Below are 21,030 nucleotides of genomic sequence, written 5' to 3'. Positions count from 1 at the left end.
TATTAGCTTATATCAACAGCCGTTTATACCAAGTTTATGTCAACGTTTTATACCAATGATAGCTGAGACTTCAGCTTATAAAGGGCGCTAATGGCTTCTAATGGCGTCATGTTATCTAAATCGAGTTCCTCAATGGCGTTTTTCAAGATGTTTTGTTCCGCTTGGGCAAACATGTCTGCTTGCTGAGGTTGGTAGCCAGCGTTGTCTTCCTGAACTTTTTTCTTACGATTGGCTGGGTTTGGCTGTACTGAGTTTGGCAGGGCTGGACTTGCTGGTTGGCTGGTATCTAGATCAATGCCCGTTACGACTTCCAGTTGCTTTAGTTTTTGCTTGGCGTGGCCAATAACATCACGCGGCACACCGGCTAATTGCGCCACTTGTAGGCCGTATGATTGGCTGGCGGGGCCTTCATGTACCTTGTGTAGAAAAACGATTTCGTCATCGTATTCTGTCGCGGTTAGGTGAACATTGGCTGCGTTGTCTAATTGTTCTGCGAGTGTGGTGAGCTCAAAATAATGGGTGGCGAACAAAACATAGCATTTTAGCTTATTGGCTAAATAGTCGACGGCAGCCCAAGCGAGTGACAGACCATCAAAGGTGCTGGTGCCGCGGCCCACTTCGTCCATTAGTACTAGGCTGTCTTTACTGGCGTTGTTTAAAATGTTCGCGGTTTCTGTCATTTCCACCATGAAGGTGGAGCGCCCGCCAGCGAGGTCGTCAGATGATCCCATGCGGGTGAAAATTCGATCAACGACAGAAATAGACGCCGATTCGGCTGGGACAAAACACCCCGTATGCGCCAATAAAGTGATCAAGGCAATTTGACGCATGTAGGTCGATTTACCGCCCATGTTTGGGCCGGTAATCATCAATAAGGAACGTTTGCTATTCAGCTCAAGATCGTTCGGTACAAAGGGGTCGGATATGACGGATTCCACCACCGGGTGTCGACCGCCGATGATTTGAATACCACCACGATGATGCAATTCAGGGCAGGTAAAACTCAGCGCGTTGGCGCGTTCTGCAAAGTTGTTTAGCACGTCGAGTTGTGCCAAGGCTTGGCTGGTGGTTTGTAATTCCCCTAGAATGCCATTTAGCGTATCAAGAAGCGCTTCATAGAGCTCTTTTTCTCTGGCAAGGGATTTGGATTTTGCACTCAGTGCTTTGTCTTCAAAGGCTTTTAGTTCTGGCGTAATGAAACGTTCGGCGTTTTTCAGTGTTTGGCGACGAATGTATTCCACTGGTGCTTGGTCGGAATGCAGACGGCTAATTTCAATGTAATAGCCATGCACTCGGTTAAAGCCGACTTTTAATGAGCTAATGCCAGTGCGGGCTTTTTCGCTGCGCTCCATTTCTGCCAAAAAGTCAGTGGCGTTGGTCGATAAGGCTAAAAGCTCGTCTAACGCTTCATCGTAGCCTTTGGCAAAAATGCCACCATCACGCACTACTGAGGGTGGGTTTTCGACCAAGGCTTTTGTCAAGGTGTCGGTAATAGTGGGTTGCGCGAGAATTCGCTGGTTGAGTTCTTGTAATCGCTCGGCTGTTGTATTGGCTAATAATTGGTTGATTTCTGGTGCCGCTTCCAGTGCAAAGCGTAGGCGTAATAAATCTCGTGGGCGAGCGGAACGGAGCGCCACGCGTGACAATATGCGCTCTAAATCGCCGACTTTTTTCAGGGGGGATTCAAAGCTTTGGTAGGTTTGATCTTGCTGCAATTGCGCGACGACTTGTTGGCGAGCCTGAATTTCATTTAAGTCACGAATGGGAGTGTGCAACCAACGTTTTAACAAACGGCTGCCCATTGGTGTCGCGCACTTGTCTAGTACTTCCACTAGCGTGTTGCTGGTGCCGCCAGTGAGGTTAACGTCGATTTCTAAGTTACGTCGAGTCGCGCCATCAATCAGAACGGAATCATCTTTGTGCTCAACCATGATGGATTGAATGTGTGGTAAAGCCGAGCGTTGGGTGTCTTTGGCGTATTGCAGTAAGGCACCGGCAGAAGCAATGGCGGCTGTTAGCGCTTCACAGCCAAAGCCTGATAAATCTTTGGTGTTAAATTGTTGGATCAGTTGGCGATAGCTGGATTCATAATCAAAATGCCAAGGCCCAAGTTCAGCAATGCCTTTTTCCAGTTTTAGTGTTTTTCGTGCGGGAAAATCTTCAGAAATGAGAATCTCTCTGGGCGATAAACGCTGCAATTCACTGGCAAGCGCTTCGTGACCATCCACTTCAAACAGACAAAAACGACCACTGGCCATGTCTAAATAAGAAAAGCCAAACACATCGAGCCCTTTGCGGGATTGGTGAGCCAGAGAGAGTAGGAGGTTTTCGCGTTTTTCCTCAAGGAACGCTTCATCACTAATGGTGCCAGGGGTGACGATACGAGCGATTTGGCGTTCAACCGGGCCCTTGCTGGTGGCGGGATCACCGGTTTGCTCCGCGACGACAACGGATTCGCCCATACGAACCAAGCGTGCAATGTAGTTTTCTGCTGCATGATAGGGAATGCCAGCCATCGGAATCGGCATGCCACCGGAATGGCCGCGGGCGGTGAGGGTGATATCAAGCAGCTGAGACGCCCGTCTAGCGTCATCATAGAAGAGCTCGTAAAAATCGCCCATGCGGTAAAATAGCAGTTGATTTGGGTGCTGTGACTTAAGGCCAAAGTATTGGCGCATCATCGGCGTGTGATTATCTGCTGGTGTATTACTCATTTGGGCTAGCTCGATTGTGATCCAAAAAATAGAGGGGTATTCTACGGGATATTTTCCTAGGATTTAAGGGATAAAACGAATGAATCAGATGCAAAAAATGACACAAGCCGCACAGCAAGTAGGCGAGCTCTTAAAGGCAAAAGGGCAGTTGCTCGTCACGGCGGAATCTTGTACCGGTGGGCTAATTGGCGCGGTGTGCACGGAAATATCCGGTAGTTCGGCGTGGTTTTTTGGCGGTGTGATTAGTTATGCGAATGAGGCTAAGGTGCGCGGTTTGTCTGTCAAAGAGCAGACGCTTTTATCTTTTGGTGCGGTATCTGAACAAACCGTGAGAGAAATGTGTGCTGGGGCTTTACAGTTAGGGGGAGATATTGCCGTGGCGGTTAGTGGTGTGGCCGGCCCTGCTGGCGGTTCAGCAGAAAAGCCAGTGGGTTGTGTGTATATTGGCTGGCAGTTGGTTGGCAAGGAAGCTGAGGTGATGCGTTTTCAGTTTTCAGGGGATCGTCAAGCGATAAGAGAAGCGACTGTCTTGGCGGCATTGAATGGCATAAAAGAAACGCTAGAAAGCGGTCAAAAATAATACTGTTTTTATATACAGTATTTGTTGAGATTATCAAAAAAAAGCGCTAGAGTTGTCCACAGTAAAAAATAGCCACAACGACAATTAATCACAATGAAAAGTAGCCACAAGGATTTCACTATGTCATCTATTGCAGACAACAAGAAAAAGGCGCTGGACGCAGCGCTGTCTCAAATCGAGCGTCAATTTGGTAAAGGCGCCATCATGAAGATGGGCGAAGGTGCCAAACTCGATATTGATACGGTTTCGACTGGGTCATTGGGCTTGGATATTGCGCTAGGTGCGGGTGGTCTTCCTTATGGCCGTATTTGTGAAATCTACGGGCCAGAGTCTTCCGGTAAAACGACATTAACATTGAGTGTGATTGCCGAAGCTCAGAAGCAAGGTAAAACCTGTGCTTTTATTGATGCTGAGCACGCTCTAGACCCATCTTATGCCGAAAAGCTGGGTGTTAATATCGCTGACCTTTTGATCTCTCAGCCTGATACCGGTGAACAGGCACTTGAAATTGTCGACATGTTGGTTCGCTCAAACAGTGTTGATGTTATCATCATTGACTCGGTTGCCGCTTTGGTGCCGAAGTCTGAAATTGAAGGTGAAATGGGCAGTTCTTCGGTGGGTGTTCAAGCACGCTTGCTGTCTCAAGCCATGCGTAAGTTGACCGGTTCTATCAAAAACGCCAACTGTCTTGTGATCTTTATCAACCAAATTCGGATGAAAATTGGTGTGATGTTTGGTAGCCCAGAAACAACAACGGGTGGTAATGCGCTTAAATTCTACTCTTCTGTGCGTTTGGATATTCGTCGTATTGGCTCAGTAAAGCAGGGTGATGAAGTCATTGGTAATGAAACCCGTGTTAAAGTGGTAAAAAACAAAATTGCGCCACCTTTTAAACAAGCTGAATTCCAGATTATGTACGGTGCGGGTATTTATCGCATGGGCGAAGTGATCGACTTGGGTGTTAAGCAAGGTTTTGTTGATAAAGCCGGTGCTTGGTACGCTTATGCGGGTAACAAGATTGGTCAGGGTAAAGCTAATGCGGCGCAGTTTTTAGCGGATAACCCTGAAATGGCGAAAGAAATTGAAGCTAAAATTCGTGAAGACTTATTGCCTAAAACCGTTAAGGCGGATGATAAAAACAGCGCGAAAGCGGCAGAAGTCGAAGAAGAAGCAGAGCAACTCGACTTTTAAGAAACAGGTACGTTTAAGAAGCACGTACGTTTAAGAAGCACGATAGTGCAAAATAAAAAAAGCAGGCCTTGATTGAGTGCCTGCTTTTTTGTTTTTATTGCTAAGTGTGCTAAATATTAAGCGGCTTTCTTAATGTGTTCTTTCATCATGGTACCTTTAGCCATAGTATCTTGAGCCGTTATGTAAATGAGAAGCGGACTTGTGGGTGAATTCTCATTGGGTGTTTTTAACGTTTTATTGAGAAAGGAGGCGCGTAATGTTGGTTTGGCAATGGGGGTTGGTTTTATCCAGTTCGCTATTTTTTATTAGCTTAATTTTTATTTCACGGCGTTACTTTACCCTCAAAAAAGACGCGGCTGAATGGGGTGTAAAGGGCGTCGACGAGCGTGATAGCCATCAAAATGTTCCTACAGAGGCTGAGAAAGCGCAATGGCTGGCGTTGTTGGAGCAACAAAGAAATATTTGCTCGCAACTCATGGCGGAAGTACCAAGCTCAGATTTGCAAGGCAAGGCGGCTTTGACCTGTTGGGCTATTTTTCTTGATGTAGAAATTCACATTATTGAACAATCAGCGGCTGGTGCTGAAGTGCTGCCCTTGTTAGATGCTTTTAAGCCTATTTTAGACAAAGTGGAGCACGCGCAAGAGATTGATGGCTTATTGAAATTTCTTAAAGTGAATCAGTCTTTGTTGAGAGAATTAAATAAAGTCATCCAAAAAGCGGGGGAGAAAGTTTTTACGCAAGTACGTATTACTTCTGAATTGAATTTTCACCTAAAAAAGCTGCAAAATGAGTTGTTAGGCGAAGCTGAGCTGGACGCTGCGTTGGCCTTGTCACGCGCTGAAATCGCAAGCTTGTGTGAATTGGCGGATCGCCTCAAGCTGCATTTGGCTGAGGTTCGGGGAAGGGCTGGTTCGGAGCATTATGCTGATGCTTTAGGGGATTTTTTAAAAGACGCTGAACAGTCGGTGTTTTTGCTTTCTGTGGGCTCTGAACTCGATGATAAAGTGGCGGATCTTAAACAGCTAGCAGAGTATCAAAAAAGCATTATAGCCGACTTAAAAGAGCAAGTGAGTCGAGTGAGATATGAGCATGATGACGATGAGAAGCATATTGGCGTGTATGATATTTATATCGTCAGATTGGAGAAGGCGCTATTAGAAAGTAGTCGAGTGGTGAAGCGTTTAGAGGGTAAGTTAAATAGCTTACAAACGATTAAGTACAATTTAAATATTGATCTGAGAAAGCGTGATGAGGCGTTGGAGAAGAAAAGGGCGCTACTAGAGAAACAAACCGAAATAGAGCAACAAGCTGAAAAAGAAAACCAAACCGAAAATAATATTAAAGCCTTTGATATTTATGCTGTTTTTGATAAAGAAAGAGACACAATGGATAATATGGAAGACCTGTTGCAGCAAGGTTCTTTTACAAAGGCGTCGGATGTTTTTGCTACTGATCAGGCATCCAAAATAGCGGCGTTGCGCGTTCTGCTGAGTGAGTCTGAGTTGTATGTGGAAGTGCTGGAAAGGGATTTGGATAAGGCAAAAGCCTTGCGAGAAGATTTAGAAGGCAAATTACGGCATCCTGAGACCACGCAAGAAACGGGCGATGGTGAAACAACGATAGACACGTTAGTCGTTCAAGATCAGACAGAGCTTGATAATCTTCGGGAAATTAACGCAGAACTGGATGAGGAGCGAAAGCGCCTCGAAGCGGCGTTAGCGGATGGCAGGGTGCAAACAGAAGAGTTTCTCAAATTGCAGCAAAAAGTTGATGAGCTGAGTGGAAAAATTGACTTGGCGCAAAAGAACTATATCGAAATGGAGGAGCGTTATGTGGCGGCTTTGATGGCCCAAGGGGGAAAACACCAGTGACTCTTTGTTTTTTGCATTTTCAGAAGCTGTCCTCTGCTGAGAGGGCGTATTTTATTTGTTCGAAATCAAAGCCGCGATATTGTAGGTAGCGTGATTGTTTGGCTTTTTCTTTGAAGTCTGTGCTTATTTCCTCTCCAAATCTTCTTTCTTTTAGCTGTTTTGCTAATTCGAACCAATCCGCATCCGCTTCTGCAATGGTTGTTTTTGCTAGTTCACTGTTTATGCCTTTTTGGATGAGTTCTTGTCGTATTCGGTTGGCACCAAGTGGCTTGCTTATTCGGCTTCTGACAAATATTTCTGCAAAGCGTTGATCATTGAGGTAGTTCATTTCTTGAAGGCGTTCAATTGTCGCGTTGATTTCTTCTTCCTCATGCCCTCTGGTTTTTAATTTAGTGATTAGCTCTTTCGTAGCGTGTTCTCTGTGGCTCAGTAGTGACAGAGCTTGGTCAAAAGTGGATAGCGGTTGCTGATTCATGTCTGTGTCTCTGCTTGCCTAAGTTGAGTTGTCATTTTATCAGTGCAATGGAATTATTTCATTTTTTTGTATTAAACCTTAAAATTTTAAATTTTAGGTTTTTTATTCTTTATATTGATAATAAATAAGATGATAAAACTGCATATCTTATGTGAATATAGGTGATATGACTTTATCTTTATTTGGAGTTTTTCTATGCGTGTTTGCGTGTTGGGTGCAGGTGTTGTTGGTTTAACGTCAGCCTATTATTTGGCGAAAAAAGGCTTTGAAGTAACGGTGATTGACCGTCAGGAAGGTGTGGCGCTTGAGACCAGTTTTGCCAATGCTGGACAGATTTCTCCTGGCTACTCTGCACCTTGGGCCGCGCCTGGGGTTCCTCTTAAGGCGATTAAGTGGCTAATGCAAAAACACGCGCCATTAAAAATCAGTGCGGATCCTGAGCTTAAAAAACTGGCTTGGATGGGCAAGATGTTGGCCAATTGTACTGAAAAAGCCTATGACGTGAATAAGTCTCGGATGGTGGCGTTGGCGGAATACAGCCGTGATCAGTTTATTGCTCTGCGTAAAGACATTGGTATTCAGTACGATGATGGCCAAGGCGGTTTGACACAACTTTTCCGTAAAGATGAACAGGTCGAAGCGTCTGAAAAAGATATTAAGGTATTAAAAGCCTTGAATGTCCCTCATCAGGTATTAACGCCAGCACAAATCTTAGAGGTTGAACCTGGCTTGGCTCCGGTGATTGATAAATTTAAAGGCGGACTGCGTTTAACGGGCGATGAAACGGGCGATTGTTTGATTTTTTGCCAAGAACTTAAAAAGCACTGTGATGAGTTGGGTGTGACGTTTAAGTTTGGTGCAGCGATTGAGCGCTTGGTGGTAGAAGGTGGTAAAGTACGCGCCGTTAAAACCGATCAGGGCGATTTCGAGTTTGATAATGTCTTGGTGTCGATGGGTAGTTACTCAAAAGAGTTGCTCAAGGTGATTGATATTTCTATTCCTGTTTATCCGGTGAAGGGCTATTCCTTAACCGTTCCGATTACCGATTCACAGTTTGCGCCGGTTTCTACCGTGATGGATGAAACCTACAAGGTGGCGGTGACTCGATTAGGCGGTCGAATTCGTGCGGCCGGAACCGCGGAGTTGAATGGCTATAATCTCGATTTGCCAAAAGTGCGCACGGAAACCATCACCCATGTAGTGCATGATTTATTCAATCAAGGCTGTGATTTGTCGCAAGCGGACTACTGGACTGGGTTACGTCCAATGACGCCAGATGGGACGCCGGTTGTCGGTCGTACAAATATTGATGGTTTGTATTTGAACACCGGGCACGGAACATTGGGCTGGACGATGAGCTGCGGTTCTGCGGCGGTGATTGCCGATATTATGTCGGGTGATAAGACTGAGATAGATGCACAGAATCTTTCCGTACAACGTTATAAGTAGTAAGCGTTAATTAAGTCGTAAACGCGATCAAAGTTTAAGGGGTAAAAATGGCAAGGCCACTCACGGCGACGGTAGATTTGGCGGCGATTCTACAAAACTATCGTTATGCAAAAAAATTACAGCCAACTTGTAAGGCGTTTGCGGTTGTTAAAAGCAATGCGTACGGGCATGGTGCGGTTGAAGTTTCGCGTTATTTGGATAAAGAAGTGGATGCTTTCGCAGTGGCTGCCATCGAAGAGGCCATGGCTTTGCGTGAGGCGGGCATTGTTTCGCCTATCTTGTTGTTAGAAGGCGTATTCGAAGGCGAAGAGTGGGCGCTGTGCGAAAAATATGGCTTTTGGTCCGCGTTGGAAAATGCTCAACAGCTTGATGAATTACAGGCTAGCGGCGCCAAGATAGAGAAGATCTTCTTGAAATTGGATTCGGGCATGCATCGCCTTGGTGTGGATAAAGACGCCGCACCGGCGTTTGTGTCGGCATTAAAAGACAGTGGGCAAGTAGAGGACGTGATTTTAATGACTCACTTTGCTTGTGCGGATGATTTGTCTGATCTAACGACCCTGCAGCAATTGGCGTATTTTGAGCAAGCGCGTCAATCGATTGGCGACATTGCTGCCAGTGTGGCGAACTCCGCGGCCATTATGAAGTGGAGTGTGCCAGAAGGCGGCTGGATTCGTCCCGGTATCATGTTGTACGGCATTTCGCCTTTTGCTGAGGTGAGTGGTCGAGCAATGGGGTTGCGTCCGGCGATGACCTTGTCGTCAAAGGTGATCTCGACACGCCAACTCAAGAAAGGCGACAAAGTCGGTTATGGCCTTGGTTATATCGCGGCAGAAGATCACGTATTGGCAACGGTGGCGGTGGGCTATGGCGATGGTTATCCTCGTCATGCAGAAAACGGTACGCCGTTGCAGGTTGATGGAAAACCGGCCCATCTTGCAGGCCGAGTGTCTATGGATATGATTACGGTGCGCATGCAGGATTTTGCTGTTGAGCTTGCGATGGGGCAGGAAGTGGTGCTCTGGGGGGGCGATGTGCCGGTTGAAGAAGTGGCCGATTATGCTGGAACCATCGGCTATGAATTGGTGACTAGGATGACAGCGCGACCGCATTATCGCTATGTGCGCGGTGACGATTCACAGTAATACCTTTCCTTATCTTGTCAGCAAAAGTCGGTTTACTTCCGTAAATCGTACTTTTGCTTAAGTTATGCACAAAATAACCGTCAAATTACGACGGTTTCTTTTGAAAACACCTATCCTTTACGTGTACTATTTTGTGCTTTTCGTTGCATCGAATCGGCACTGGTTAATCTGCCGTTCACGCAATCCAATCCGTCCAGAAAAATAGAGATAGAGACTCATCCCATTATGAAGAGTTCTGAGTTACGCCAGTCATTTTTATCGTACTTCGAAAGTAAGCAGCATCAGATTGTGGAGTCCAGCTCTTTGGTTCCAGCAAATGATCCGACATTGTTGTTCACCAATGCTGGTATGGTCCAGTTTAAAGATGTGTTTTTGGGGGAAGATCTTCGCCCCTATTCACGAGCGACGACGTCTCAGCGTTGTGTTCGAGCCGGTGGTAAGCACAATGACTTAGAAAACGTCGGTTATACCGCACGTCACCATACTTTTTTTGAAATGTTGGGTAACTTTAGCTTTGGCGATTATTTCAAAAAGGACGCGATTCATTATGCGTGGGAGTTTTTAACGGTAGTGTTGAAGTTGCCAACCGATAAACTCTTGGTAACGGTTTACGCTGACGACGATGAAGCGTTTGATATTTGGAATAAAGACATTGGTTTGCCGGCGGAAAAAATTATCCGCATTGGGGACAACAAAGGCGGCCGATACCAGTCTGATAATTTCTGGGCGATGGGCGATACCGGTCCTTGTGGTCCTTGTTCTGAAGTGTTTTATGATCACGGTGAGCATATTTGGGGTGGGCCTCCAGGTTCTGCTGAAGAAGATGGCGATCGTTTCATTGAAATTTGGAACGTGGTTTTCATGCAGTTTAATCGTTCTGCCGATGGTCATATGGCGCCTTTGCCTAAGCCTTCTGTTGATACGGGAATGGGTTTGGAGCGCATCGCGGCGATTTTGCAAGGCGTTCACAGTAACTACGAAATTGATTTGTTTCAGCATCTTATTAAAGCCGCTGCGCAACTAGTCGGAACTCAAGATCTGAGTGCCCAGTCATTGCGTGTTATTGCTGATCATATTCGTTCTTGTTCCTTTATGATTGTTGATGGGGTGATTCCGTCGAATGAAGGCCGTGGTTATGTGTTGCGTCGCATTATTCGTCGCGCGATTCGCCATGGCAATAAGTTAGGCCAGAAAGGCGTGTTCTTCCATAAGCTGGTCGAAGCGCTTGATGTCGAAATGGGGGAAGCTTATCCAGAATTAACGAAGTTAAAAGCGCGAGTGGCGTCTATTTTGTTAAAAGAAGAGGAGCAATTTGCTAAGACGCTTGATCAGGGAATGAAGATCCTTGAAGAGGCGATTGCTGGATTAGGCGATCAAAAAGTGATTCCTGGCGAGACTGTGTTTAAGCTTTACGACACTTATGGCTTTCCTGCGGATTTAACCAACGACGTGGCCCGTGAAAATGATTTAGAAATAGACGAAGCAGGATTTGAGGTGGCGATGGATGCGCAGCGAGCGCGTGCACGTTCAGCCAGTAACTTTTCTATGGACATGTCGAGCGGCGTGAAACTGGATTCTGTGACTGAATTTACCGGTTATGAGAATCTAAACGGTGCTTGTGAAGTGGAAATGATCCTAGTGGATGGTGAGTCTGTTGAGTCTCTCGAAGCGGGTCAAGCGGCGGCGGTGATTTTGAAATCTACGCCTTTTTACGCGGAATCGGGTGGTCAAGTTGGCGATCAAGGTTGGTTGCGTGGTGCTGGCGCTTTTAAAGTCTCTAATACGACTAAGCAAGCGAAAGCGCATTTACATTATGGTGAGCTAAAGGAAGGCCGTTTGGCGGTTGGCGATCAGTTGACTGGCGAAGTCGATCGCACGTTGCGCATGGCAACCACATTGAACCATTCTGCTACGCACTTAATGCATGAAGCGCTGCGTCGTGTGTTGGGTGATCATGTGTCGCAAAAAGGTTCCTTGGTGAACGCTGAGCGTTTGCGTTTTGACTTCTCGCATTTTGAAGGCGTGACGGCAACGGAAATCGAGCAAATCGAAGACATGGTGAACGAACAGATTCGTTTAAACCGTCCTGTAGAAACCGACATCATGGATGTTGAATCGGCCAAAGCCAAAGGCGCGATGGCACTGTTTGGTGAAAAATACGACAGTGAAGTGCGTGTTTTGACGATGGGTGCGGATTATTCAATTGAGTTGTGTGGCGGTACGCATGTGGGTCGTACCGGCGATATTGGCTTCTTCAAAATCATTACCGAAAGTGGCATTGCGGCAGGCGTTCGCCGTATTGAAGCCGTTACGGGTAAAGTGGCCATTGATACGACTCGTCACACAGAAGCGGTGCTTGATGGGATTGCGAGTCTGGTTAAGGGCAATAAAGATAGTGTGTCAGATAAAGTGATTGCCTTGAGTGATCAGGCGCGTAGCTTGCAAAAAGAATTGGATGTGCTGAAGGGCAAGATGGCCGCTCTAGCGGGCGCTGATTTGGCTTCTCAAGCGGTTGATATTAATGGCGGTAAGCTGTTGGTGGCTCAAATTGAAGTGGATGATCCAAAGGCTTTGCGTGATCTGCTGGATGAGTTGAAGAGTAAGCTTGAGTCCGCTGTCATCCTGTTGGCCGCCGTTAATGATGGCAAGGTGAGTTTGATTGCTGGTGTGACCAAGGAACTGACTAAAAATGTGAAAGCCGGCGATTTGATTAAAATGATTGCGCCTTTGGTGGACGGTAAGGGCGGTGGTCGCCCTGATATGGCTCAGGCTGGTGGTAATAATCCAGATGGCTTGTCTGCCGCTCTTGCATTAGTGCCTGATTGGGTTGCTGAAAGGGTATAGGTTGATTCGCCCTGTTTGAGCTTTGATTTCGGCTTTTTTGATTTAAATAATGGAAAAGATTATGGCGTTGTTAGTTCAAAAATACGGCGGCACTTCCGTTGGTACGATAGAGCGTATCGAAGCGGTTGCTGACCGAGTGTTGAAGCATAAGCGACAAGGTGATGACATCGTGGTGGTGGTTTCGGCTATGAGTGGTGAAACCAATCGGCTGATTGAGCTTGCAAAAAGCATTGATGCTGCACCCAGTGCGCGTGAAATGGATGTGCTGTTATCAACGGGGGAGCAGGTCACTATTGCCTTGCTTTCGATGGCGTTGATGAAGCGTGGCCTTGATGCTCGCTCTTATACTGGTTCGCAGATTCGTATTACGACTGATAACGCTCACGGTAAGGCTCGAATCCAAAAAATTGATACCGAAGCTATGCGCGCGGATTTAGACGCCGGACGAGTGATTGTGGCGGCAGGCTTCCAAGGGGCAGACGAGTTTGGCAACATCACCACATTAGGTCGAGGTGGCTCCGACACCACTGGGGTTGCTCTGGCAGCGGCGTTGAAGGCGGATGAGTGTCAAATTTATACCGATGTGGATGGTGTTTATACCACTGATCCTCGCGTTGTCGACAGTGCGCGACGCTTGGAAAAGATTACCTTTGAGGAAATGCTGGAAATGGCCAGTCTTGGCTCTAAGGTGTTGCAGATTCGTTCGGTTGAGTTTGCTGGTAAATATCAAGTGCCGCTTAGGGTGCTGTCTAGTTTTGTGGAAGGTGAAGGTACATTGATAACAACTGAGGGGATTAAGGGTATGGAGCAGCCAGCGGTTTCTGGAATTGCATTCAATAGAGATGAAGCAAAATTAACCTTGAAAAGGGTTCCTGATATTCCAGGTATTGCTTCGCGTATTCTCGGTCCTATCAGCGATGCCAATATCGAAGTGGACATGATAGTGCAAAACGTGTCTGTGGATGGCACAACGGACTTTACCTTTACCGTACATCGTAATGAGTATGATAAGGCTCTGGCGACGCTGAATCTTATTGCCAAGGAGTTGGGTGCGAGCGCGGTATTGTCTGATGCAAAAATCGCTAAAGTGTCTATTGTTGGGGTGGGGATGCGTTCCCACGCCGGTGTTGCCAGTACTATGTTTAAGGCGTTGGCGGCGGAGTCCATTAATATTCAGTTGATTTCTACTTCAGAAATTAAAGTGTCGGTGATCATCGATGAAAAATACATGGAATTGGCGGTTCGTGCCTTGCATTCCGCGTTTAAATTGGGAGATGCAACACCAGAAGTGAGAGAAGTGTAACACTTGGATACATAAAAGCCTTAATTGATGGATGGTTTAATTTTTGTCGAGAGGCTACAATTGCTTGTAGGAATTGCCCTACAAGCTTTGTCAGGCAATTCTTCCAAATAAAACATTGAAAGCTGTTACAGGGAGATATTCTTATGCTTATTCTTACTCGTCGTGTCGGTGAAACTTTAATGGTTGGTGATGAAGTTTCTGTCACTGTGTTAGGTGTAAAAGGGAATCAAGTGCGTATTGGTATCAATGCGCCTAAAGATGTATCTGTTCACCGTGAAGAGATTTATCTTCGCATTCAGAAAGAACAAGACGATCAAATTTCTGAAGATTAATTTTTAAAAAAACCTTTACAAGACAAATGTGTCGTATATAATGCGCCCCACTTGTTACGGAGAGTTGGCCGAGTGGCCGAAGGCGCGCCCCTGCTAAGGGTGTATGGGTTAACACTCATCGAGGGTTCGAATCCCTCACTCTCCGCCATTTCAAGTTTGCCTTATAGAAATTCTTTTTTAGAAGGTAACGAATTGGAAGTGTTATTGGGCACCCGTAGCTCAGCTGGATAGAGTACTCGGCTACGAACCGAGCGGTCAGAGGTTCGAATCCTCTCGGGTGCACCATTTCAAGAAAAACATTTCAAAACTATCCAGATTTGAGATGTTCGTTGTTAAAGATATTGCTATGCACCCGTAGCTCAGCTGGATAGAGTACTCGGCTACGAACCGAGCGGTCAGAGGTTCGAATCCTCTCGGGTGCACCATTTCAAGAAAAACATTTCAAAACTATCCAGATTTGAGATGTTCGTTGTTAAAGATATTGCTACGCACCCGTAGCTCAGCTGGATAGAGTACTCGGCTACGAACCGAGCGGTCAGAGGTTCGAATCCTCTCGGGTGCACCATTTTAGATTTCCCTCCTCTTAAGTTTTTTTTTTCACATCATTGCCATTATTTCTTTAAGCTCTTTTCTTATCATTTCTCTGTTACGTTTTTCTCATTGTGTTATCGAATGTTTGCGTTAGTTCATTCACACTTCTGCAGCGTCGTAATATCTGAAGGTTTTCTTTTATTTCTACAAAGCCAAATCTTAGGTGTCCACACCATTGCTTTAATCTGCCGAGCGTCGTGATGTCGTCATAATGTGTTTGCAGTTCTATGGCGTACTCTGTAAACAGCGTTGTCAGTGTTCTGCTTTCTATTGCATTCGTCTGTCCGTTTAATTCGGCTCTTATTTGTTGGAAAACGAATGGGTTGTTGAGTGAGCCTCGGCCAATCATAAAATGTTGGCAACCGGTAATGGCTTGGCAGCGTAAGAGTGACTCTGTATCTGTGATGTCTCCGTTTGCTACCACTGTCATTTTTGTCTGGTCTTGAATTTCGCCAATCTTTTCCCATCTTGCCGGTGGTTTATAGCCATCTTTTTTGGTGCGTCCGTGAATGGTTAGCGTGCCAACGCCGGCGGCTTCAAGAGCTGCCACGTTATCAAGTAGTAGTGTTTCATCTTCAAAACCTAAGCGTATTTTGGCCGATACAGGAACGTTACTGGGTAGCGTTTTTCGAATGGCATTCATAATCTCATAAAGTGCATCTGGGGTTTGCAGTAAAACTGATCCGCCGCCATGCCCATTGACGCGTTTGGCAGGGCAGCCAAAGTTGACGTCGATATGAGTGGCGCCCGCTTTGACGGCATTAGAAGCGCTTTCTGCCATTAGTTCGGCGTTGCTGCCTAGAAGTTGTGTGTGGACTGGGTGTTTGTGTGTGGTTTGTGCGTTGTTTTGGTTTTCGGGGATTAAGCGTTGAAATGTTGTTGTGGGGATTGGGTATTGGGTGACTCGAATGAATTCTGAAACCAAATAGTTCATGCCGCCAATTTGCGACAGTAATGCTCTCATGGTGTGGTCCATGACGCCTTCCATTGGCGCTACCGCGAGTGTGATGGCTGTGTTTTTGGGGATATTTGTAAGAATTGTGTTGGTATTTTGATAAATGTTCACGAAATAAGTCTAACTGTTATGCAAAAAAAATATGAAACTGTTCTGGTTTGTGGTAAAAAATAACGATCAAAATTAAACAGTGCTATTGAATGTGCATATGATCACATTAAATTGGCACGGACAAGGTAAGAATAAAGGTGTTAATGCTATGAATGGGTTACTTGAAGATGGTTTTGGGTTGATGGTGTTGGGGATGGGGTTTGTGTTCCTGTTTTTGGTGATTTTGATTTTTGCGACAAGTTACATGTCTCGATTGCTTAATCACCTGTTTCCTGAGTTACCTCCTGTTGCTGTGCCGAGTTCATTGTCTAAAGCGCCTAATAAATCTGCTGTGGATGCTCAATTGACTGCCGTTATTACGGCGGCGGTTCATCAACATAGAAACAATAAAAAATCTTAACTTTTAATACTAACTTTCCTGATTTCTTTGAGGCTGAAAAATGACGAAAACTAAGCAACCTCTAGGCATTACTGATGTCGTTTTGCGTGATGCTCACCAATCTTTGTTCGCAACGCGCATGCGCATTGACGATATGCTGCCTATTGCTGAAAAACTTGACCAAGTGGGTTTTTGGTCGCTTGAATCTTGGGGCGGGGCGACGTTTGATTCTTGCATTCGCTTTATCGGTGAAGACCCTTGGGAGCGTATCCGCGAGTTGAAAAAAGCGATGCCAAAGACACCTCAGCAAATGCTACTACGAGGTCAGAATCTATTAGGCTATCGCCATTATGCTGATGATGTGGTGAGTAAGTTTGTTGAACGTGCCGCTTTAAATGGCGTAGATGTTTTTCGAATTTTTGATGCCATGAATGACCCTCGCAATTTAGAAACGGCCATTAAAGCGGTTAAGCAGCAGGGCAAGCATGCTCAAGGGACGATTTCTTATACTAAGAGCCGAGTTCATACCACTAAGAACTGGGTGGATTATGCGAAGACGCTTGAGGATATGGGGGCGGACTCCATCGCCATTAAAGATATGTCTGGCATTCTTACACCGTATGATGCCTTTGAGTTGGTGAGTCTATTGAAAGCTCAAACTCAGTTAGAAGTGCAGCTGCATGCTCATGCGACTTCGGGTTTGTCAGATATGACGATTCTAAAAGCGGTGGAAGCGGGAATTGATAGGGTGGATACGGCGATTTCTTCTATGTCGATGACTTATGGGCATAGTGCGACAGAATCCGTGGTGGCGGCCTTGCAAGGAACAGAGCGAGATACCGGGTTGGATTTGGCTTTGTTGGAGGAGATTGCTGCGTATTTTCGAGAAGTAAGAAAGAAATATGCGAAATTTGAAGGCTCTCTTCGTGGTACCGATTCTCGGATACTGATTGCTCAGGTGCCAGGCGGCATGTTGACTAATATGGAAAGCCAGTTAAAAGAACAGGGTGCGGCCGATAAATTTGATGAGGTATTGCAAGAAATTCCTAAAGTGCGTGAAGACTTAGGTTTGATTCCATTGGTAACGCCAACGTCTCAGATTGTTGGAACGCAAGCGGTATTGAATGTTCTCACTGGTGAACGATATAAGTCTATCTCAAAAGAAACGGCGGGTATTTTGAAGGGTGAATATGGCGCCGCGCCTGCCGAGTTTAATAAAGAACTGCAGGCAAGAGTTTTAGCAGGTGCTGAGGCGATTACGTGTCGCCCGGCAGATTTGTTGTCGCCAGAAATGGATAAGTTGACGCAAGAATTGCTTGCTTTGTCTAAGGATAAAAATATCCAGTTGGCTGATGAGCAAATCGACGATGTTTTAACTTATGCCTTGTTTCCGCAAATTGGTCTGAAATTTCTACAGAATCGCGGTGATGCAAGTGCTTTTGAGCCTGCGCCGACGATTGGCGATGTTGTTGATGTATCTGCTGATAAGTCTGTCGCCGCAAGTGCCTCTGCTGGTGAGGCGAGCGTCTATACGGTGTCTGTTTCTGGGCAGAGTTTTGTTGTGCAGGTGTCAGAAGGAGGCGATGTCAGTAATATTCAACCTGTTGCGAATACTCAAAGTGCTCCAGCTCAAGCGTCTGACTCATCTGGTGAGGATTTACCTTCTCCGTTAGCGGGTAATATCTTCAAAATCCTCGTGTCTCCAGGCCAGCAGGTTGAAGAGGGTGATACGGTGATGATTTTAGAGGCAATGAAGATGGAGACAGAGATATCTGCGCCTAAGTCCGGTGTCATTGGTTCCATTAATGTAAAAGAAGGTGACTCCGTGCAAGTTGGTCGGTCACTTCTTACTTTGTAGTTGAAGGAATTCGTAAAAAATGGAAAGCAAACTATTAAATCTTTATCACGATACGGGGATTTATCAGCTGGAGCTTGGTCAGTTGGTGATGATTTGTATCGGTTTGTTGTTGGTGTATTTGGCGATCAAAAAAGGTTTTGAGCCGCTTTTACTACTACCAATAGGTATTGGTGCTGTTTTGGTGAATATTCCGGGTGCTGGGATGATGGCGGCACCTGTTTATGATGCCGCGGGACACATGACGTCACCTGGCGGGCTGCAATACTATATTTATCATGGCGGGATTGAAACGGGCTTGTTTCCGCTGATTATTTTTATGGGTGTTGGGGCAATGACCGACTTTGGTCCTATGCTTGCCAATCCAAAAACACTGCTTCTAGGTGCAGCGGCTCAGTTTGGTATCTTTGCGACAGTCATTGGCGCTGTGCTGTTGGGATCGTTTGGCATTATGGATTTTACATTATCTGATGCGGCGGCAATTGGTATTATTGGTGGTGCAGATGGCCCAACGGCTATTTTTGTTGCTAGTCGACTGGCTCCAGATCTATTGGGGGCGATTGCTGTCGCGGCTTATTCTTATATGGCGTTGGTTCCACTTATTCAGCCGCCAATCATGCGCGCGTTAACGACGAAAGAAGAGCGCTCGATTAAGATGGAGCAACTTAGGCCTGTCACGAAAAAGGAAAAAATCATTTTTCCTATTGTGGTCACTATTTTAGTGGCGATGTTTTTACCATCAGCTGCACCTTTACTTGGTATGTTTTGCTTCGGTAACTTAATGCGTGAGTGTGGCGTTGTCGATCGATTGAGTGATACGGCGCAAAATGCCCTGATTAATATTGTTACTATTTTCTTGGGATTGGGTGTTGGCTCTAAGCTCAGCTCAGAGGATTTTTTGAATCTAGAAACGTTAGGCATTTTAAGTTTAGGTCTAATTGCCTTTTCTATCGGTACAGCGTCTGGTGTCCTGATGGCGAAGTTAATGAATCGATTATCAAAAGAAGCGATTAATCCGTTAATTGGGGCAGCGGGTGTTTCTGCGGTGCCGATGGCGGCACGAGTAGCTAACAAAGTGGGCCTTGAAGCGAACAAGCAAAACTTCCTGTTGATGCATGCGATGGGGCCTAATGTCGCGGGTGTTATTGGTTCAGCGGTTGCGGCTGGTGTGATGCTTAGTTACGTAGGTGGTTAGTTGTTAATGCTATCGTTTGAAAAAGACACTTCGGTGTCTTTTTGTTTATTTGGCGGTATTTAAATTAATTTAAAATTTCTTCAAAAAAGGGTTGCACAAAATCTGTAGATCCTTAATATACGCCCTCGCTGACACGGACAAGGCTTCAGAGCAACGAAGACCAAGTTCAACTTTACTAGATTAAGATCTGGTTGAGTATTCAAGTCAGACCGCTCTTTAAAATAGATAATCAGATAATTTGTGTGGGCGCTCGCTGGAGGCTTCAGAAGATCATCGCAGACCGGTTTTACCGAGATGTAGTTGATCAAAAAAATTGAAGTCTTGCGAAACGTCTAACACGTCAATTCGCTTTATGTTGGCTTGTTGTTCTTCGGGATGATGAGTCGATTAAGTTATTGTTAGTGTAATAGATTTTGAGTAAGCAAGCTTTTTAACTGAAGAGTTTGATCATGGCTCAGATTGAACGCTGGCGGCAGGCTTAACACATGCAAGTCGAGCGGTAACAGGGGAGCTTGCTCCTGCTGACGAGCGGCGGACGGGTGAGTAACGCGTAGGAATCTACCTAGTAGAGGGGGACAACATGTGGAAACGCATGCTAATACCGCATACACCCTGAGGGGGAAAGGAGGGGATCACTTGTGACCTTCCGCTATTAGATGAGCCTGCGTAAGATTAGCTAGTTGGTAGGGTAAAGGCCTACCAAGGCGACGATCTTTAACTGGTCTGAGAGGATGGCCAGTCACACTGGGACTGAGACACGGCCCAGACTCCTACGGGAGGCAGCAGTGGGGAATATTGGACAATGGGCGCAAGCCTGATCCAGCCATGCCGCGTGTGTGAAGAAGGCCTTAGGGTTGTAAAGCACTTTCAGGGGTGAGGAAGGGCGTTTGGCTAATATCCAAATGTTTTGACGTTAGCCCCAGAAGAAGCACCGGCTAACTCTGTGCCAGCAGCCGCGGTAATACAGAGGGTGCAAGCGTTAATCGGAATTACTGGGCGTAAAGCGCGCGTAGGTGGTTTGTTAAGTCGGATGTGAAATCCCAGGGCTCAACCTTGGAATGGCACCCGATACTGGCTAGCTAGAGTATGGTAGAGGGGTGTGGAATTTCCTGTGTAGCGGTGAAATGCGTAGATATAGGAAGGAACATCAGTGGCGAAGGCGACACCCTGGACTAATACTGACACTGAGGTGCGAAAGCGTGGGGAGCAAACAGGATTAGATACCCTGGTAGTCCACGCCGTAAACGATGTCTACTAGCCGTTGGGTTGTAATGACTTAGTGGCGCAGCTAACGCAATAAGTAGACCGCCTGGGGAGTACGGCCGCAAGGTTAAAACTCAAATGAATTGACGGGGGCCCGCACAAGCGGTGGAGCATGTGGTTTAATTCGACGCAACGCGAAGAACCTTACCTACTCTTGACATCCACAGAACATTTGAGAGATCAGATGGTGCCTTCGGGAACTGTGAGACAGGTGCTGCATGGCTGTCGTCAGCTCGTGTTGTGAAATGTTGGGTTAAGTCCCGTAACGAGCGCAACCCTTATCCTTATTTGCCAGCACTTCGGGTGGGAACTTTAAGGAGACTGCCGGTGACAAACCGGAGGAAGGTGGGGACGACGTCAAGTCATCATGGCCCTTACGAGTAGGGCTACACACGTGCTACAATGGCGTATACAGAGGGCAGCGAGCTAGCGATAGTGAGCGAATCCCAGAAAGTACGTCGTAGTCCGGATTGGAGTCTGCAACTCGACTCCATGAAGTCGGAATCGCTAGTAATCGTGAATCAGAATGTCACGGTGAATACGTTCCCGGGCCTTGTACACACCGCCCGTCACACCATGGGAGTTGATTGCTCCAGAAGTAGGTAGTCTAACCGCAAGGGGGACGCTTACCACGGAGTGGTCAATGACTGGGGTGAAGTCGTAACAAGGTAGCCCTAGGGGAACCTGGGGCTGGATCACCTCCTTAAACGATAGAAGGCTCTGGTGAGCGTTCACACAAATTATCTGATGTCTAATTTATGAGAAGCACAGAAAG

14 protein-coding genes, 4 tRNA genes and 1 rRNA gene are annotated in these 21,030 nt (G+C 46.2%); 16 read left to right on the top strand and 3 right to left on the bottom strand.

Annotated features, from left to right (window positions below; genetic code table 11):
• Nucleotides 1-47: 47 nt before the first annotated feature.
• Nucleotides 48-2,714, bottom strand: a complete 2,667-nt coding sequence (mutS, locus tag J8N69_RS04755) for a DNA mismatch repair protein MutS (protein WP_168825618.1) — start codon at nucleotides 2,712-2,714, stop codon at nucleotides 48-50.
• 79 nt (nucleotides 2,715-2,793) lie between these two features.
• Between mutS and J8N69_RS04750 the strand changes: the two genes are divergently transcribed.
• The 3 genes from J8N69_RS04750 to J8N69_RS04740 all read left to right on the top strand — a co-directional run bounded on the left by J8N69_RS04750 (nucleotide 2,794) and on the right by J8N69_RS04740 (nucleotide 6,358).
• Nucleotides 2,794-3,294, top strand: coding sequence for a CinA family protein (locus tag J8N69_RS04750; RefSeq protein WP_211085051.1), 501 nt, complete (start codon nucleotides 2,794-2,796; stop codon nucleotides 3,292-3,294).
• A gap of 120 nt (nucleotides 3,295-3,414) precedes the next feature.
• Nucleotides 3,415-4,485, top strand: coding sequence for a recombinase RecA (recA, locus tag J8N69_RS04745; RefSeq protein ID WP_211085053.1), 1,071 nt, complete (start codon nucleotides 3,415-3,417; stop codon nucleotides 4,483-4,485).
• Nucleotides 4,486-4,741: 256 nt separating this feature from the next.
• The gene (locus J8N69_RS04740) at nucleotides 4,742-6,358 is read left to right on the top strand and encodes a coiled-coil domain-containing protein (protein WP_168825620.1); all 1,617 of its coding nucleotides are present in this window, start codon (nucleotides 4,742-4,744) and stop codon (nucleotides 6,356-6,358) included.
• Between the two features lie 19 nt (nucleotides 6,359-6,377).
• Here J8N69_RS04740 and recX read toward each other — a convergent pair whose 3' ends face one another.
• Entirely contained in the window at nucleotides 6,378-6,833 is a 456-nt protein-coding gene (recX, locus tag J8N69_RS04735) for a recombination regulator RecX (protein WP_168825622.1), read from the bottom strand.
• A gap of 195 nt (nucleotides 6,834-7,028) precedes the next feature.
• On the opposite strand from recX, the gene J8N69_RS04730 reads away from it, so the two are divergent.
• The 9 genes from J8N69_RS04730 (at nucleotide 7,029) to J8N69_RS04690 (ending at nucleotide 14,471) form a co-directional block, all read left to right on the top strand.
• Nucleotides 7,029-8,282: a D-amino acid dehydrogenase gene (locus J8N69_RS04730; protein WP_168825624.1), complete on the top strand. Its 1,254-nt coding sequence runs from the start codon at nucleotides 7,029-7,031 to the stop codon at nucleotides 8,280-8,282.
• 47 nt (nucleotides 8,283-8,329) lie between these two features.
• Entirely contained in the window at nucleotides 8,330-9,427 is a 1,098-nt protein-coding gene (gene alr / locus J8N69_RS04725; protein ID WP_168825626.1) for an alanine racemase, read from the top strand.
• Between the two features lie 225 nt (nucleotides 9,428-9,652).
• The gene (gene alaS, locus J8N69_RS04720) at nucleotides 9,653-12,271 is read left to right on the top strand and encodes an alanine--tRNA ligase (RefSeq protein ID WP_211085055.1); all 2,619 of its coding nucleotides are present in this window, start codon (nucleotides 9,653-9,655) and stop codon (nucleotides 12,269-12,271) included.
• A gap of 61 nt (nucleotides 12,272-12,332) precedes the next feature.
• A complete protein-coding gene (locus J8N69_RS04715; protein ID WP_168825628.1) occupies nucleotides 12,333-13,574 on the top strand; it encodes an aspartate kinase in 1,242 nt (413 codons plus the stop codon).
• Nucleotides 13,575-13,717: 143 nt separating this feature from the next.
• Complete coding sequence (csrA, locus tag J8N69_RS04710) at nucleotides 13,718-13,906, top strand: carbon storage regulator CsrA (RefSeq protein WP_012071293.1); 189 nt, start codon at nucleotides 13,718-13,720, stop codon at nucleotides 13,904-13,906.
• 58 nt (nucleotides 13,907-13,964) lie between these two features.
• A tRNA-Ser gene (locus J8N69_RS04705) sits at nucleotides 13,965-14,054 on the top strand.
• Nucleotides 14,055-14,114: 60 nt separating this feature from the next.
• Nucleotides 14,115-14,191 (top strand) — tRNA-Arg (locus tag J8N69_RS04700).
• Nucleotides 14,192-14,254: 63 nt separating this feature from the next.
• Nucleotides 14,255-14,331: transfer RNA gene (locus J8N69_RS04695), tRNA-Arg, on the top strand.
• A 63-nt stretch (nucleotides 14,332-14,394) separates the two neighbouring features.
• Nucleotides 14,395-14,471: transfer RNA gene (locus tag J8N69_RS04690), tRNA-Arg, on the top strand.
• Between the two features lie 81 nt (nucleotides 14,472-14,552).
• On the opposite strand, the gene J8N69_RS04685 is transcribed toward J8N69_RS04690, so the two are convergent.
• A complete protein-coding gene (locus J8N69_RS04685; RefSeq protein WP_227803978.1) occupies nucleotides 14,553-15,563 on the bottom strand; it encodes a tRNA dihydrouridine synthase in 1,011 nt (336 codons plus the stop codon).
• Between the two features lie 148 nt (nucleotides 15,564-15,711).
• Between J8N69_RS04685 and J8N69_RS04680 the strand changes: the two genes are divergently transcribed.
• The 4 genes from J8N69_RS04680 (at nucleotide 15,712) to J8N69_RS04665 (ending at nucleotide 20,961) form a co-directional block, all read left to right on the top strand.
• The gene (locus J8N69_RS04680) at nucleotides 15,712-15,963 is read left to right on the top strand and encodes an OadG family protein (protein ID WP_168825630.1); all 252 of its coding nucleotides are present in this window, start codon (nucleotides 15,712-15,714) and stop codon (nucleotides 15,961-15,963) included.
• A 40-nt stretch (nucleotides 15,964-16,003) separates the two neighbouring features.
• Complete coding sequence (gene oadA, locus J8N69_RS04675; RefSeq protein ID WP_168825632.1) at nucleotides 16,004-17,800, top strand: sodium-extruding oxaloacetate decarboxylase subunit alpha; 1,797 nt, start codon at nucleotides 16,004-16,006, stop codon at nucleotides 17,798-17,800.
• Between the two features lie 19 nt (nucleotides 17,801-17,819).
• On the top strand, nucleotides 17,820-18,992 hold the full coding sequence (locus J8N69_RS04670; protein ID WP_168825634.1) for a sodium ion-translocating decarboxylase subunit beta: 1,173 nt from the start codon (nucleotides 17,820-17,822) through the stop codon (nucleotides 18,990-18,992).
• Nucleotides 18,993-19,423: 431 nt separating this feature from the next.
• Nucleotides 19,424-20,961, top strand: a 16S ribosomal RNA gene (locus J8N69_RS04665).
• Nucleotides 20,962-21,030 lie beyond the last annotated feature (69 nt).

The sequence above is a fragment of the Marinomonas profundi genome, assembly GCF_020694005.1.
GTDB lineage: Bacteria > Pseudomonadota > Gammaproteobacteria > Pseudomonadales > Marinomonadaceae > Marinomonas > Marinomonas profundi.
This window is presented reverse-complemented; position numbering and strand designations above follow the sequence as displayed.